The organism is Streptococcus pluranimalium (assembly GCF_047785745.1).
GTDB lineage: Bacteria > Bacillota > Bacilli > Lactobacillales > Streptococcaceae > Streptococcus > Streptococcus pluranimalium_B.
In genome coordinates this window covers 1-14,512 of record NZ_JBLOJT010000039.1, presented here as the reverse complement: position 1 = coordinate 14,512, position 14,512 = coordinate 1, and the positions used below count along the sequence as shown (strand labels likewise).

15 protein-coding genes and 1 pseudogene are annotated in these 14,512 nt (G+C 40.0%); 15 read left to right on the top strand and 1 reads right to left on the bottom strand.

Annotation, left to right across the window (positions count from 1 at the left end; all coding sequences use genetic code 11):
• The first annotated feature begins 704 nt into the window (after positions 1–704).
• A complete protein-coding gene (locus ACMZ6U_RS05845; RefSeq protein ID WP_416107039.1) occupies positions 705–1,637 on the top strand; it encodes a TDT family transporter in 933 nt (310 codons plus the stop codon).
• Between the two features lie 25 nt (positions 1,638–1,662).
• Here ACMZ6U_RS05845 and ACMZ6U_RS05840 read toward each other — a convergent pair whose 3' ends face one another.
• Positions 1,663–1,839: a DUF3042 family protein gene (locus ACMZ6U_RS05840; RefSeq protein ID WP_104968007.1), complete on the bottom strand. Its 177-nt coding sequence runs from the start codon at positions 1,837–1,839 to the stop codon at positions 1,663–1,665.
• Positions 1,840–1,948: 109 nt separating this feature from the next.
• On the opposite strand from ACMZ6U_RS05840, the gene miaA reads away from it, so the two are divergent.
• From miaA to ACMZ6U_RS05770, 14 genes and pseudogenes are all read left to right on the top strand, one after another.
• A complete protein-coding gene (gene miaA / locus ACMZ6U_RS05835; protein WP_416107037.1) occupies positions 1,949–2,836 on the top strand; it encodes a tRNA (adenosine(37)-N6)-dimethylallyltransferase MiaA in 888 nt (295 codons plus the stop codon).
• A 108-nt stretch (positions 2,837–2,944) separates the two neighbouring features.
• Positions 2,945–4,183: a GTPase HflX gene (gene hflX / locus ACMZ6U_RS05830; protein WP_416107035.1), complete on the top strand. Its 1,239-nt coding sequence runs from the start codon at positions 2,945–2,947 to the stop codon at positions 4,181–4,183.
• Positions 4,176–4,820: a cystathionine beta-lyase gene (locus ACMZ6U_RS05825; RefSeq protein ID WP_416107033.1), complete on the top strand. Its 645-nt coding sequence runs from the start codon at positions 4,176–4,178 to the stop codon at positions 4,818–4,820. Before hflX ends, ACMZ6U_RS05825 begins: the two co-directional genes overlap by 8 nt.
• Positions 4,821–4,830: 10 nt before the next feature.
• Positions 4,831–5,763 carry a ribonuclease Z gene (rnz, locus tag ACMZ6U_RS05820; RefSeq protein WP_416107031.1) on the top strand — a complete coding sequence of 311 codons (933 nt, stop codon included), beginning with the start codon at positions 4,831–4,833 and terminating at the stop codon, positions 5,761–5,763.
• Positions 5,760–6,524: an SDR family NAD(P)-dependent oxidoreductase gene (locus ACMZ6U_RS05815; RefSeq protein ID WP_416107029.1), complete on the top strand. Its 765-nt coding sequence runs from the start codon at positions 5,760–5,762 to the stop codon at positions 6,522–6,524. The genes rnz and ACMZ6U_RS05815 overlap by 4 nt, the downstream gene beginning before the upstream one ends.
• Before the next feature lie 97 nt (positions 6,525–6,621).
• Positions 6,622–7,605 (top strand): aldo/keto reductase, encoded by a 984-nt coding sequence (locus tag ACMZ6U_RS05810; protein ID WP_416107027.1) that lies wholly within the window; start codon positions 6,622–6,624, stop codon positions 7,603–7,605.
• Between the two features lie 98 nt (positions 7,606–7,703).
• Entirely contained in the window at positions 7,704–8,600 is an 897-nt protein-coding gene (locus ACMZ6U_RS05805; RefSeq protein WP_416107025.1) for an NAD(P)/FAD-dependent oxidoreductase, read from the top strand.
• A 30-nt stretch (positions 8,601–8,630) separates the two neighbouring features.
• Positions 8,631–8,894 carry an aldo/keto reductase gene (locus tag ACMZ6U_RS05800; RefSeq protein WP_416107023.1) on the top strand — a complete coding sequence of 88 codons (264 nt, stop codon included), beginning with the start codon at positions 8,631–8,633 and terminating at the stop codon, positions 8,892–8,894.
• A 111-nt stretch (positions 8,895–9,005) separates the two neighbouring features.
• Positions 9,006–11,207, top strand: coding sequence for a single-stranded-DNA-specific exonuclease RecJ (gene recJ, locus ACMZ6U_RS05795; protein WP_416107022.1), 2,202 nt, complete (start codon positions 9,006–9,008; stop codon positions 11,205–11,207).
• A 3-nt stretch (positions 11,208–11,210) separates the two neighbouring features.
• Positions 11,211–11,567, top strand: coding sequence for a hypothetical protein (locus ACMZ6U_RS05790; protein WP_416107020.1), 357 nt, complete (start codon positions 11,211–11,213; stop codon positions 11,565–11,567).
• Positions 11,564–11,935: a TIGR02328 family protein gene (locus tag ACMZ6U_RS05785; RefSeq protein WP_416107018.1), complete on the top strand. Its 372-nt coding sequence runs from the start codon at positions 11,564–11,566 to the stop codon at positions 11,933–11,935. Before ACMZ6U_RS05790 ends, ACMZ6U_RS05785 begins: the two co-directional genes overlap by 4 nt.
• A gap of 122 nt (positions 11,936–12,057) precedes the next feature.
• Positions 12,058–12,576, top strand: a complete 519-nt coding sequence (locus ACMZ6U_RS05780) for an adenine phosphoribosyltransferase (RefSeq protein ID WP_416107016.1) — start codon at positions 12,058–12,060, stop codon at positions 12,574–12,576.
• Positions 12,577–12,677: 101 nt separating this feature from the next.
• Positions 12,678–13,605: pseudogene (locus ACMZ6U_RS05775) on the top strand (homoserine O-succinyltransferase).
• 9 nt (positions 13,606–13,614) lie between these two features.
• Positions 13,615–14,292 carry a DnaD domain-containing protein gene (locus tag ACMZ6U_RS05770; RefSeq protein WP_416107014.1) on the top strand — a complete coding sequence of 226 codons (678 nt, stop codon included), beginning with the start codon at positions 13,615–13,617 and terminating at the stop codon, positions 14,290–14,292.
• Positions 14,293–14,512 lie beyond the last annotated feature (220 nt).

The following is a 14,512-nucleotide window of genomic DNA, read 5'->3' as shown; positions in this document are numbered from 1 at the left end:
TTCATCTGGGAAACTCTAAAGTATTTATTTTGTAATGATAGAATAACTGCTTATGATTTAGTATTTTTCTGCTGGATCAATCCTAAATGGATTGATTAAATCATTATTTAATATACTTTTAAAACTGTTTCAATCTTATCTTTTTAATATGGAAAAGGAAATGTTGGCGACTTCATCTTTGATTTAAAATTTTCTTATAAAGAGTCAAGACTACGCGGACTGAAACTTCTTACATTACTTTAGGGGGAACAATATTGCTTAATGGATTTATACTTGTGATTTGAAAGTCGTGTGTTAGTACTACTTTAGTGATTTTAATTGTTTCAGCCTTGGCGCTAAGTTTAAGTGAGTATGTTCAGGCTGATGATGTGTTAAATCAATCGGCAGAAAATAATTTTCTTCATAATCTGCTGGCATTGTTAAACTTTATTCTTGTATGGTTGAGCAGATACTCGACGTCTTAAGTATGACATTGTCATACGACACATCGTATGGCAAATTAAATGGGGATGACTAGCCTAGATTATGACATTAAGTAGAAAACATTGGTGATATTATTGACTGTTGATAATATGGAGTTGGTAACTTTGGAAAAATAGGACAAAGAGGTCGAGAAATTTCACCCCCTTTACGTTATTTGCTATTTATTATTTGGGACTATAGTGCTATAATTAGTGAATAAGATAACAAAATAAGGAAGTATTATGAAACTAGAAAAAGCGCCCTTAGCAACAGCAGGGCTGGTTTTAGGATTACTGGGTCTGGGAAATTTGTTAAGCGATGTTTCCTTGGTTGTTACGGCTAGTTGTGGCATCTTAGCACTAGTGACTTTGGTCTATCTCATTTACAGCATGATGACTGATCCTCAAAGTGTGAAAAATCAGATCAGCAATCCCTTGGTGTCATCGGTTTTTACAACTTTTTTCATGTCTGGTTTTTTAGGGACAGTTTACTTAAAAAATTTTTTTGGAGAAAATCCTTTTATTGCAACGCTTATCGGTCCACTTTGGTTGCTTTGTTTCTTTGGCATTGTCAGCCATATGCTTATTTTTTCGCTTAAGTATCTCAAGAACTTCTCGTTAGATTCCGTCTTTCCTTCCTGGACGGTGCTTTACATTGGGGTTGCTATCGCAGGACTGACGTCACCGGTTAGCGGACAATTTGTCGTTGGAAAAATTACAATCATCTATGGTTTTGTCGCAACCTGCTTGGTTCTTTCAATCATTTTCAAACGCCTTAAGAAGAATCCTTTAAAGGCACAATTTAAGCCCAACACAGCAACCATTTGTGCCCCTTTTTCCTTGGTCGCAGCGGCTTATGCGGTAACTTTTTCTAATCCGAATCCTTTGATCATGGGCATTCTTTTAATCCTATCCCAAGTCTTTTACAGCTATATCCTTTGGTTTTTACCACGTTTATTAAAACGACCATTTTCCCCTGTCTTTTCAGCCTTCACCTTCCCACTAGTTATTTCAGCGACAGCTCTAAAAAACGGTATGCGTGTGTTAGGACTTACTGGAGCATGGCAGTGGCTTTTATGGGGAGAAGTCCTGTTAGCTAGCGTGATAGTCCTTGGTGTCTTTCTTGAATACCTTAAATTCTTTTTCAAAAATAGTCACAGAATACAAAAAAGCTGAGGATTTCTCCTCAGCTTTAAAGCATTTAGCGCGCTACACGACGACGAGCAGCCTTTTTACGATTTTCTTCGATGAAAGCTTCTTTCTTTTCTTCTGGCTCGATAATCGTTTTCTTAACGGCGAAAGCAGCACCTGCAACAGTGGCAACAGTAGCGATAACACCAGTGGCTAAGCCTTTAGCAAAATCAAATTTTTTAGACATAAGAGTTCTCCTATTTCTATGAAAATAAGGACAAAAAGCCTTACGTTTCAATATGTTATAATAGTATTATTATCTAAAAAAGAGAAGAGAATAGCAAGCAAAAAACGTTATGAAGAAAAAAATTATTGTGGTGGCAGGACCAACAGCAGTAGGGAAAACAGCTCTTGGCATCCAGCTTGCCCAGCGCTTTAATGGCGAAATCATTTCTGGAGACAGCCAACAGGTCTATCAGCAACTGGATATTGGAACGGCGAAGGCGAGTCCAGAGGAACAAGCGGCTGCGGTCCATCATTTGATTGATGTGCGACAAGTGACAGAGAGTTATTCGGCCTTTGATTTTATTAAAGAAGCCCGCGTAGCCATTTATGAGATTATCAGTCGTGGCAAACTCCCCATCATTGTTGGTGGAACAGGTCTCTACCTGCAAAGTCTATTAGAGGGCTATCATTTAGGCGGTAACCTTGATCAGGAAGCCCTCTTAGCTTATCGTCAGGAATTGGAAAGAGAAGAGGATGAGAGACTCTTTGCCAAAGTTGCAGAGAAAGGTTTAGAAATCCCTCAACTCAATCGCCGTCGTGCGATTCGTGCCTTGGAGTTAGCTAAATTTGGTCAGGATTTGACCAACCAGGACAGCGATTTAGAACCTCTGTTAATTGGACTGACAGATGAGCGGCAAGTGCTTTATGATCGTATCAATGCCCGTGTCGATGTCATGATAGCAAATGGTTTACTGGAAGAAGCTAAGTGGCTTTATGACCATCACCCAGATGTTCAGGCAGCTCGTGGCATTGGCTATAAGGAGCTCTTTCCTTATTTTGCCGGTCAGGAGGATTTGGAAACATCCGTCGCACGCTTAAAACAAAACACCAGACGCTTTGCTAAACGTCAGTTGACTTGGTTTAGAAATCGGATGTCAGTAGATTTTTACCAGATTTCTGATCAAAGCTTTCAAGAGAAGATTGCCACAAGGATTGAGGATTTTTTTAAGGAAAGCTAAACAGTTGATAGTGTGCATGTAGGGAAAATATGCTATAATATGTGGTAGTTTTGATAGTCCATGAGGGCTATTTTTTCATGATAAGAACTTACAAAAGGAGGTGAGCCTATGCATGAAACACAAAGAAAACAAGAACGTGTCATTATTGTAGGTGTAGAACTTCAAGAGACAGAACACTTTGAGATGTCTATGGAAGAGCTGGCTAGTTTAGCTAAAACAGCTGGCGCTGAAGTTGTTCATTTTTACCACCAAAAGCGTGAGCGCTATGATAGTAAAACCTTTGTCGGTTCTGGGAAACTAGAAGAAATTCACCAGATGGTTGATGCTGATGAGATTGATACCGTTATTGTCAATAATCGCCTGACACCTCGTCAAAATACCAATTTAGAAATGGAACTTGGAGTTAAGGTGATTGACCGCATGCAGTTGATTTTGGATATCTTTGCCATGCGAGCTCGGAGCCATGAAGGGAAGTTACAAGTTCATCTGGCTCAGCTTAAGTACATGTTACCGCGTCTAGCTGGTCAAGGGATTATGCTTAGTCGTCAAGCAGGTGGCATCGGAAGCCGTGGTCCTGGTGAGAGTCAGCTGGAGCTTAATCGTCGTTCTATTCGTAACCAGATTAACGATATCGAGCGCCAGCTCAAAATTGTCGAAAAAAATCGGCAAACCATTCGTGACAAACGGGTGGATTCTGAAACTTTTAAAATAGGCTTGATTGGCTATACCAATGCTGGTAAATCGACCATCATGAACACCTTGACTGATAAGAAACAGTACGAAGCGGACGAGCTGTTTGCGACTTTGGATGCGACGACCAAGCAACTCTATCTTAAAGGGCAATTTCAGGCGACTTTGACTGACACGGTTGGTTTTATTCAGGACTTGCCAACGGAATTAGTTGCAGCTTTCAAGTCAACTCTAGAAGAAAGTCGTCATGTGGATTTGCTTCTACATGTTATTGATGCTAGTGATCCTAACCATAGTGAGCATGAAAAGGTCGTCCTAGATATCCTCAAGGATTTGGACATGCTAGATATTCCCCGTCTTGCTATCTACAACAAGATGGACAAGGTAGAAAGTCTGACGGCGACGGCCTTTCCAAATGTCCGTATTTCAGCGCGTGACAAGGATGCTAGACAGTCTATTCGTAACCTGATTATCGATGAAATCCGTGATTTATTTGAACCCTTTGCCATAAAAGTACATCAAAGGGATGCCTACAAGCTTTACGCCTTTGAAAAGCTGGCACTTTTAGACCACTATGATTTTTCAGAAGAAGTCGAAGAGATTTCAGGATACATCGCCAGCCAAAACAAATGGAAATTAGAAGAATTTTATGACTGATTATATAGATTTAGCCCTCAAGTTTGGTGGCTTCACCAGTCTTGACAAGGTTTATTTGGAGAAACAATTAGACGCTCTTGATGACCAGCAAAAGTTGGCTTTTATCACACCGCCTCCTAGTGTCATCAATGCTTATTTTGCTGAGCTCTATCAAAAGCAAGGGCAAACAGCAGCTACTGATTATTATTTTGACATTTCAAAGGCTCTTGATCTTTTTCAAGACAATCCAAGTTTTGCTGAAAAAAAACCGTTTGTTCGCCTTAATTTATCTGGCAAATCTTACGGTTTTACCTTTGAAAATGACAAGCAGGTTGCTCAGGTATTTTCTGAAACCAATGAGCCCATCACTTCAAGTCTTTTATTTGAGCTAGCTCAAATTTTTCCAGATTATAAGATTTATCAAGATAAGCACCGTATCAAAATGTCTCCCATGACTTTTGATGAGACTGATGCTAAGGATGTGACACCAGCGTCAGTCCTACTCAGTCATGTTTACCAACTTAAAGCTAATGTCACGAAAATCACCAGTTTCAATCAAGACGAGCTGTCAGAATTGCTCCAAAGCCAAAATTCTCAAGGCAAAGTTTACTATGGGTTTGAACAGCGTGAATACATAGCTTATATCACCGCAAATTAGAAGAGAAACAATGCAATTACAATTTTTAGGAACAGGAGCAGGTCAGCCGGCTAAAGGGCGCAATGTCTCCAGTTTGGTTTTGAAATTATTAGATGAAATCAATGAAGTTTGGATGTTTGACTGTGGGGAAGGCACCCAACGCCAGATTTTAGAAACAACGATTAAACCTCGTAAGGTCAGTAAGATTTTTATCACCCATCTGCATGGGGATCATGTTCTTGGATTACCTGGTTTCTTATCCAGTCGTGCCTTTCAATCAAGCGAAGAGCAGACGGATATTGAGATTTATGGGCCAAAAGGAATTAAATCATATGTTATGTCCAGTCTTCGGGTAACGGGTTCTCGTCTGCCTTATCGTATTCATTTTCATGAGTTTGAGGGGGATAGTCTCGGAAAAATCATGGAGACTGATAAATTCGAAGTTTACGCAGAAGGACTGAATCATAGCATTTTCTGTGTTGGCTATCGTGTGGTTCAAAAGGATTTGGAAGGTAGTTTGGATGCTGATGCTTTAAAAGCAGCAGGTGTCCCCTTTGGTCCTTTGTTTGGCAAAATCAAAAATGGTCAGGATGTCGTCTTAGAAGACGGGACTAAAATCACTGCTAAAGACTTTATTTCAGAACCTAAAAAAGGTAAGGTTATCACTATCTTGGGGGATACACGTAAAACGGATGCCAGTATTCGTCTTGGCTTAGGGGCTGATGTCATGATTCATGAGTCAACCTATGGTAAGGGAGATGAAAAGCTTGCCAAGTCTCATGGTCACTCGACTAATATGCAGGCAGCACAAGTGGCTAAAGCAGCAGGCGCTAAACGCTTGTTACTCAACCATATTAGCCCGCGTTTTTTAGCAAAAGATTGTCGTCAATTGGAACGTGATGCTGCTAAAACATTTGAGAATGTAAAGGTCGTATTTGATTTAGATGAGGTGGAAATAGGATGAGTCAACGTATTATTGTTATTACGGGTGCTTCAGGTGGCATCGCTCAAGAAATGATAAAGCTCCTTCCTAGTGAAGATGGCTTGGTGCTTTTAGGCCGTAGCCAGGAAAAGCTAGAGGCCTTATATCGCCATGTAGAAAATAAGACCTGTATCGGCCTTGATATCACAGATAGAGAAGCTGTGACATCTGTTATTGACCAGATCTACCTTCAGTATGGTCGAATTGATATTTTGGTTAATAATGCCGGTTTTGGGGAATTCAAAGCCTTTGATGATTACGATTTTGATGAGATTGAAGAGATGTTTGATGTCAATACTTTGGCAACCATTCATTTTTCGCGTCTTGTCGGTCAACGCATGGCAGAACAAAGTCATGGTCATATTATCAATATTGTTTCTATGGCTGGCTTGATTGCATCAGCTAAGTCCACCATCTATTCAGCGACTAAGTTTGCTGTTATTGGATTCTCAAATGCCCTTCGTTTAGAATTGGCTGACAAGAAGGTCTATGTAACCACGGTCAATCCTGGCCCTGTTGCTACCCAGTTCTTTGATAAGGCTGACCCATCAGGTGATTATCTTAAGAGCGTTGAAACATTTAGTTTAAAACCAGATGTTGTTGCTAAACGGATGATCAAAATTATGGGTAAAAACAAGCGTGAACTTAACATGCCATTTGCCTTGGCAGCAACACACAAGCTCTATACTCTGTTCCCACGAATGAGTGATTTCATGGCAATAAAAGTTTTTAATTATAAATAAGATTGAACCGAGTGTTCAATTTTTTAAAACTTAAATCATCTAAAAATATAGTCTTTTGTTTACAAAATGGTATAATAAATCTCAAAAGGAGGTCTCTATGAAATACAATCATTTAGGTAAGACTGATATGGAAATCAGCGAAGTTAGCTTGGGAACTTGGGCTATCGGTGGTGACTGGGGTGATACTTCTGAGGAAGTTGCCTTAGAAAGTCTGCATGCTGCGGTAGACCAAGGAGTCAATTTCTTTGATACGGCTGACGTCTATGGTGGTGGCCGTAGTGAGCGTTTACTTGGTCAACTCCTTAAAGAGCGCGAAGAGCGCATTTATGTGGCAACTAAGTTCGGGCGTAAGGATGATTTTGCGAACCTTGACAATTATACTTACGACAAGGTACGGGCTTATTGTGAAAATAGTTTGCAAAACTTGGGTGTTTCAAGCCTGGACTTGTATCAAATCCATTGCCCATCAACAGCCGTTTTAGAAGATTTATCCGTCTTTAAAGTACTAGAACAACTTAAACAAGAAGGACTCATTCGTTATTACGGGGTTTCTGTAGAAACAGATACTCAAGGTAAATTTGTTTTAGATAATACAGATGCCAGTAGCTTGCAAGTCATTGTTAATCTTCTTCGTCAAAAACCAGTTAGTGAGATGATTGCTCAGGCTAACAAACAAGATGTCGGTATTTTGGCGCGTGTGCCATTAGCCAGTGGTCTCTTGTCTGGTAAATATACCAAAGATACTGTCTTCCCTGAAAATGATCATCGTAACTTTAACAAAGACGGTAAAGCCTTTAACGTTGGGGAAACCTTTGGTGGCTTGCCTTTTGAAAAAGCGATTGAATTGGTTGACCAAGTGCGTTGGATTGCAGATGGTCGCAACAACCTAGCTAAAGCATCTATCAAGTGGCTTTTGCAACAAGAAGGCATTTCAACGGTTATCCCAGGATTTAAGAACCCAGAGCAAGTAGCAAGTAATATCGCTGCAGCTTCTGTCAAGGATTTTTCAAGTGCAGAACTTGAAAAACTAAGTGACTTCTACTGGAAAGAAGTTCACGAATATATCCGCGGGGATTATTAAAATAGGTGAGCTTTTCAAGAATCAAATACAACTCAGCAGGTCATGGGCTTGCTGCTTTTGTGTTATAATGTGATGAGTATGAAGAGAGGAGTTTTTTTATGTTTGATGTGATTGTGATTGGTGGAGGTCCTGCTGGTTTGGCTAGTGCCTTAACTCTGGGACGTGCGTTAAAGAAAACATTAGTTATAGATAATAACAGTCATCGTAATCGCGTGACCCAGCATTCCCACGGCTTTTTAACTCAAGACGGAGTAACACCTGCTGACTTGCGTCAAAAGGCTCAGGCTGATGTTGCCAAGTATGAGCATGTTTCTTTTGCAACTGAAACAGTAACCAAGATTGAAAAAGCTGACACCCATTTTGTCGTGACGACAGATCAATCAACTTATCAGGCTCGGAAAATTCTCCTAACAATGGGCTTTCAGGAGAAACTACCTGATATTAAGGGAGTGAGAGAGGTCTATGGTAAATCAGTCTTTTACTGTCCTTGGTGTGATGGTTACGAGCTACGTAATCGCCAGTTAGTGATAGCTGTAGCCTCACCACTCATGGGACACATGTCAAAATTGATTCGTAATTGGTCTCAGGACCTAGTCTTTTGTGCCTTGGACGGTCAAGAGCCAGCTCCAGAAGTTCTCGACTATTTCAACGAGAAAAAGATTGGATTGGAGACAAAAGCTATTGTTGAATTTATTCATCAGGACGGTGAATTGACAGCTATTCATTTTGAGGATGGGACAGAGCTTGCTAGAACAGGTGGTTTTGTCGGTATCAGTGTTGACACCCACTTTGACTTCCTAGCTCCGCTTTCCTTAGAAAGAGAAGACACAGGAAAAATTGCCTGCAATGACTTTGGTGAAACATCAGTTCCCGGTGTTTTTGTGGCTGGGGAATCCAAAAGTATCATGCCTAGCCAGTTGATTGATGCTGCGTCGGATGGCAACACTATTGCTAAGTTTGTGGCTGCTCAAATCATTGAAGAAGATGATAACTAATGAAGTCAAAATGAAAACATTCTCCATGCAATGCTTACTTTAGAGAAATTCTTTGAGTTGCTTGACCAAGTGCGTTGGTTTGCAGATGGTCGCAACAAACTAGCTCAAGCATCTATCAAGTGGCTTTTGCAACAAGAAGGCATTTCAACGGTTATCCCAGGATTTAAGAACCCAGAGCAAGTAGCAAGTAATATCGTTGCAGCTTCTGTCAAGAATTTTTCAAGTGCAGAACTCGAAAAACTAAGTGACTTCTACTGGAAAGAAGTTCACGAATATATCAGCGGGGATTACTAAAAGGGTCCATCTGAAAGATTAAATAGGCTGAGGTCTAAGAGTGAATCTTAGGCCTTTTTTTGGTATACTAATAAAGATTGATTTCTGAATAGAAAAGAGTAACAAACAGACATGATTAGGTCTAAATACGATTGGAAAATAGAAGCTAGGGAAGCTGATGATACTTTCCTAAAACTGGCTAAAAAAAGAGGATTAGATGCTATTGCAGCCAAACTATTGGTGGAGCGTGGTATTACAACCGAGGAGGCTCTCGATGATTTCTTAAGCGCGGACTTATCTAAACTTCACGATCCCTTTTTATTGCATGATATGGAAAAATCCGTCGAGAGGATTCGCCAAGCTATTGAAGTAGGGGAGCAAATCCTAGTTTATGGAGATTACGATGCTGATGGGATGACAAGTGCTAGCATTGTCAAAGAAACCTTGGAGATGATGGGAGCAGTGGTTCAGGTTTACCTGCCCAATCGTTTTACGGATGGCTATGGGCCAAATCTAAGTGTTTATAAGTATTTCATTGAGCAGCAGGCTATTTCCTTGATTGTGACCGTGGATAACGGTGTTGCTGGACATGAGGCCATTGCTTATGCTCAAGAGCAAGGCGTTGATGTCATCGTGTCTGACCACCATAGCATGCCAGCTGACTTGCCTAAGGCTTTTGCAATTATTCATCCTGAGCACCCTGAAGCTGACTATCCCTTCAAGCATCTAGCAGGGGTTGGTGTGGCCTTTAAATTAGCCTGTGCTCTTTTGGAATCCATTCCTAGCGAGTTTTTAGACTTGGTTGCTATTGGTACTATCGCGGATATGGTTAGTCTGACCGATGAAAATCGCATCATGGTCAAGGTTGGTCTCGAAATGCTCAAACAGACTGAACGACTTGGGCTCCAAGAACTCCTTCAGCTATCAGATGTTAGTCCTGAAACGATTTCTGAAGAAACCGTTGGTTTCACCATTGCACCCCAGCTTAATGCTTTGGGGCGTTTGGATGATCCTAATCCTGCTATTGAGCTGTTAACAGGCTTTGACGATGAAGAAGCGCAAGCTATTGCCCTAGATATCAAAGCTAAAAATGAAGAACGCAAAGAACTGGTGCAAACTATCTATGATGAAGCGATGACCATGGTTGATTTTTCCAAACCAGTGCAAGTTTTAGCTAAAGAAGGTTGGCATCCAGGTGTTTTGGGAATTGTGGCAGGACGGATTTTAGAAAATATCTCACAAACCGTCATTGTTCTTAACATCGAAAATGGTCTGGCTAAGGGGTCGGCTCGTTCCCTTGAGGTCTTAAATATATTTGATGCTCTAGATGATCATCGCGAGATTTTTACAGCCTTTGGTGGCCATGCTGGTGCAGCTGGGATGACACTGCCAGTTGAAAATCTTGAGAAGTTGTCTGATATCCTCTGTCAGTATGTGCTTGATAAAGGGATTGATACTAGCATAAAAAATCCTTTGATTTTGGATGAAACCTTGTTCTTGCCAGATTTAAGTTTGGAATCACTCAAGAGTCTAGAGCGTTTGGCCCCCTTTGGTATGGATCACAAAAAACCTGTTTTTTGGCTCAAAGATTTTGACGTGACACAAGCTCGTACCATGGGTCAAAATAATGCTCACTTGAAATTAAAGGTTAAGCAAGAAGGTGCCAGTTTTGATGTGGTTGCCTTTAATCAAGGTGTATTAGCTTCAGAATTTCAGCAGGCACAGCAGCTAGAGCTGGCGGTAACCCTCTCCGTTAATATCTGGAATGGTCAAACAAGCTTGCAGCTCATGCTTGTAGATGCTCGTGTTGAAGGAGTACAGCTCTTTGATATTAGGGCTAAGAACGCTAAATTACCTTTTGATGTCCCAGCTTTAACAGCTGACCTAAGAGACAGTCAAACCGCTGTTTTGGTGGATTTACCAGAGAATCCTAATGATTTGAAAAGCTGGTTTGCTGCCAATGATCTAGAAGCTCTTTATTTCAAAAATAATATGAAGACACCTTATTATTTGTCTGGCTTTGGGACACGTCAGCAGTTTGCCAAATTATATAAAACCATCTATCAATTTCCTGAGTTGGATATTCGTTACAAATTAAAAGAACTCAGTCAGTATCTTAACATTGAAGACTATCTTTTGATTAAAATGATACAGATTTTTGAAGAATTAGGCTTTGTCACTATCAAAGATGGTGTTATAATGGTTAATAAAGAGGCAGAAAAGAAAGCAATCGAAAGTAGCCAGATTTATCAAGATTTGAAAAAAACCGTTAAGTATCAAGAACTTATGGCACTTGGTACTCCTAGGGAAATCTATGAATGGTTGATGGAGTGATAGATGAGACAATTAGCTAGAATCAACTTCCATCTTCCAGACGATGTTTTAACCATAAATGCCTTTTACGTCTTACATTTGGGTATGGAGAGATTAGATAGTCTGGAGTTATCTTTTTTACAAGTTCAGTTTAGGTCTGAATTTTGGGAAGAAAGGACTGCTTTTCCAGATAAGGGTTACCTGCTTGAGGAGGCTGTTTTAGGGAAATGTATCCAGTCGATTTCTCTCCTTAATCAAACAGGAGAGTTGAACTTTTATCATTTACCCTATCTAGCATATCAGTCAGGTGCTAATCGCTTGCAACGATCAGGTTTACGAGACGACGGTTCATTGGTTATAGAGATAGGAGAATTAAGATGAGACTATGGCATCAAGATTTAATCAACAAGCTACCTCGGCAACAGCTCTTAGGTCAGCACCGTGAATGTGCAGCGCTTCGAGGAGCTGGTTGGGGAAGACCCCATGCGACGGTTAACTATGTTTTGGAGTATTCCCCTTATAAACTTTATCAGTATCATCTCTTGGTAATGGAAGAAATGGAAGCTAGAGGTTATCAACCTGATGAGTCATGGAAAGATCCCAATTACAGAGGTAAAAAAGTTCCATCTTATGACAAGCTAGACGCCGTCACTCTCACTAATCCCATTTATCCAGAGCATCAGTTACTTTACTTGGAGGAATGCTTGGAAAATTTGAGACAAAAGGGCATTTTTATTCATCTCTTCTAAGTTGAACATTCCAACTTAGGGGAAATAGTGATATAATGGTGTGTAAAAACAATTTTGAGAAAACTCAAGAATAAGAAAGGATTTGCGATTTCTGTTGATGAAAAAGGAATTGCAGTAAGATTATGGATTTAACAAAATACATCGCTTCAATCGAAAACTACCCACAAGAAGGCATCACATTCCGCGATATTTCACCCTTGATGGCAGATGGAAAAGCCTATAGCTACGCTGTCCGTGAAATTGCTCAGTATGCTTGTGATCATGACATTGATATGATTGTTGGTCCTGAAGCGCGTGGTTTTATTATTGGTTGTCCTGTTGCGGTAGAACTTGGTATTGGTTTTGCGCCAGTTCGTAAACCAGGAAAACTTCCTCGTGAAGTCATTTCAGCAGATTATGAAAAAGAATATGGTGTAGATACGCTTACCATGCATGCTGATGCTATCAAACCTGGACAACGTGTTCTTATCGTTGACGACCTTTTGGCAACAGGTGGTACGGTCAAAGCAACCATTGAGTTGATTGAAAAACTTGGGGGCATTGTGGCTGGTTGCGCCTTCATCATTGAGCTGGATGGGCTCAAAGGTCGTGAAACAATTGGGGATTACGATACTAAAGTATTGATGCAGTTTCCAGGCTAATTGCTATAAAAAATAGCTATAACTAAACCTAGTTTTTCCAAATTTGAAACCTATAACTCCCTTAACTATAATAGTATTAATGACTAGGTAGAAAAGGGGGGATGCCAATAAAATTAGACAGGCAGTTACCAGCTTCAGGGATTTTACGTTCAGAAAATGTTTTTATCATGGATAATGAACGTGCCCAACATCAAAATATTCGTCCCTTGGAGATTTTGATTGTTAATCTCATGCCGACCAAGGAAGCAACAGAAGTACAGTTGTTGAGGCTCTTGGCAAACACCCCTTTGCAAATCAATGTAGACTTTCTTTACATGGAAAGTCATGCCTCTAAAAATACAGAAACCCAGTACCTGAAGACTTTTTATATGACCTTTGTTGCGATTAAATACCGTTATTATGATGGCATGATTATCACAGGAGCGCCAGTTGAGACTTTTCCTTTTGAAGAAGTTGATTACTGGCAGGAGTTAACAAGGATATTTGATTGGTCCAAAAGTCATGTCTATTCAACGCTACACCTTTGTTGGGGGGCTCAAGCCTCGCTCTAACACAAATATGATGTCAATAAGGTCTCGCTAAAAGAGAAAATATCAGGGTTTTACGATCAGACGGTTGAAAATCCTAACAACCTTTTATCCCGAGGTTTTGATGATAGTTTCCAAGGCACCTCATTCAAGGTATACCGATATTCCTGAAGAGCTTGTTAAAGAAAAAACAGATTTATCAATTTTAGCCAAGGGAAAGGAAGTCGGTTTATCTATCTTAGCTTCTGATGATTTACGTGAGGCCTATAGTTTTGGTCATTTAGAATATGATCGTGACATTTCGGGAAATGAATACCTTAGAGACCAACAAGCAGGTAAAAATCCTAAACTTCCGGTAGCCTATGATAAAAACGATCAACCAGAAGAAGGCATTCAAATGCGCTGGAGTTTAGCGACAGCAACTTTTTTGAGTAACTGGATTAACTATGCGGTTTATCAAGAAACACCTTACCATTTAGAAGAATTACAAAAACATCATTAGAGGAATGTCATGACCTATACTCAAGCTATGAAACAAGGACATCTTGTTTTGCCGGCAGCTTTATTATTTCATTATCATCATATTTTTGAGTCAGCTGAAGATTTTTTGGTTTGGCAATTCTTTTACTTTCAAAACACCAGTCATAAGGAAGAAATGGCTTCAAGTGAGATTGCGGAAAGTATTGGGAAAACAGTGACAGAAGTCAATCGTATCATTTCTCGTTTGACTGACCAAGACTTGCTGGATATGAAGACTATTGAAATTGGTGGTGAAATTGAGATGATCTTTGATACCACGCCAGCTATGGTCAAGTTAGATAATCTACTAACTGAAAAGAAAGAGGCTCCAAAAACATCAGGGAATGCCTTTAAAGAATTGGTCCAAGATTTTGAAAATGAGTTGGGAAGATTACTCAGTCCCTTTGAACTGGAAGATTTGACCAAAACGGTCAAAGATGATGGCATTGATCCCGACTTGGTTCGCCAAGCCCTCCGCGAAGCAGTCTTTAATAGTAAGACTAGTTGGAATTATATCAATGCTATTTTACGAAATTGGAAACGTGATGGCATTACCACCGTTCGTCAGGTTGAAGAAAGACGACGTCAGCGTGAAGAAGCTGATCCTAATAAGGTTACCGTTTCAGACGACTTCCTCAATGCCATGAATATATGGGGGAATGATAATTAATGGTTATTAGACCTGAATATCTAAATCACTCGAGTTTCTCTCTTAAAAATGAAGCAAGATCCCAATAGTCTCTGCTGGAAATCATGATTATTGTAAAAGATTAGGAAATCCTAGTCTTTTTTCTTTTTTGGCTCTTCGTCAACTGTAGTGGGTGACTTATAATTAACATCTAGAGAGAATCGTTCCGGTTCTCTCTTTTTGAGTGTTTAAAGCGATGAGA

Bases quoted from the DNA above. Each gene is read 5' to 3' on its own strand.
- ACMZ6U_RS05845 (WP_416107039.1), top strand. From the start codon at position 705: ATGAAACTAGAAAAAGCGCCCTTAGCAACAGCAGGGCTGGTTTTAGGA.
- ACMZ6U_RS05840 (WP_104968007.1), bottom strand. From the start codon at position 1,839: ATGTCTAAAAAATTTGATTTTGCTAAAGGCTTAGCCACTGGTGTTATC.
- miaA (WP_416107037.1), top strand. From the start codon at position 1,949: ATGAAGAAAAAAATTATTGTGGTGGCAGGACCAACAGCAGTAGGGAAA.
- hflX (WP_416107035.1), top strand. From the start codon at position 2,945: ATGCATGAAACACAAAGAAAACAAGAACGTGTCATTATTGTAGGTGTA.
- ACMZ6U_RS05825 (WP_416107033.1), top strand. From the start codon at position 4,176: ATGACTGATTATATAGATTTAGCCCTCAAGTTTGGTGGCTTCACCAGT.
- rnz (WP_416107031.1), top strand. From the start codon at position 4,831: ATGCAATTACAATTTTTAGGAACAGGAGCAGGTCAGCCGGCTAAAGGG.
- ACMZ6U_RS05815 (WP_416107029.1), top strand. From the start codon at position 5,760: ATGAGTCAACGTATTATTGTTATTACGGGTGCTTCAGGTGGCATCGCT.
- ACMZ6U_RS05810 (WP_416107027.1), top strand. From the start codon at position 6,622: ATGAAATACAATCATTTAGGTAAGACTGATATGGAAATCAGCGAAGTT.
- ACMZ6U_RS05805 (WP_416107025.1), top strand. From the start codon at position 7,704: ATGTTTGATGTGATTGTGATTGGTGGAGGTCCTGCTGGTTTGGCTAGT.
- ACMZ6U_RS05800 (WP_416107023.1), top strand. From the start codon at position 8,631: ATGCTTACTTTAGAGAAATTCTTTGAGTTGCTTGACCAAGTGCGTTGG.
- recJ (WP_416107022.1), top strand. From the start codon at position 9,006: ATGATTAGGTCTAAATACGATTGGAAAATAGAAGCTAGGGAAGCTGAT.
- ACMZ6U_RS05790 (WP_416107020.1), top strand. From the start codon at position 11,211: ATGAGACAATTAGCTAGAATCAACTTCCATCTTCCAGACGATGTTTTA.
- ACMZ6U_RS05785 (WP_416107018.1), top strand. From the start codon at position 11,564: ATGAGACTATGGCATCAAGATTTAATCAACAAGCTACCTCGGCAACAG.
- ACMZ6U_RS05780 (WP_416107016.1), top strand. From the start codon at position 12,058: ATGGATTTAACAAAATACATCGCTTCAATCGAAAACTACCCACAAGAA.
- ACMZ6U_RS05770 (WP_416107014.1), top strand. From the start codon at position 13,615: ATGACCTATACTCAAGCTATGAAACAAGGACATCTTGTTTTGCCGGCA.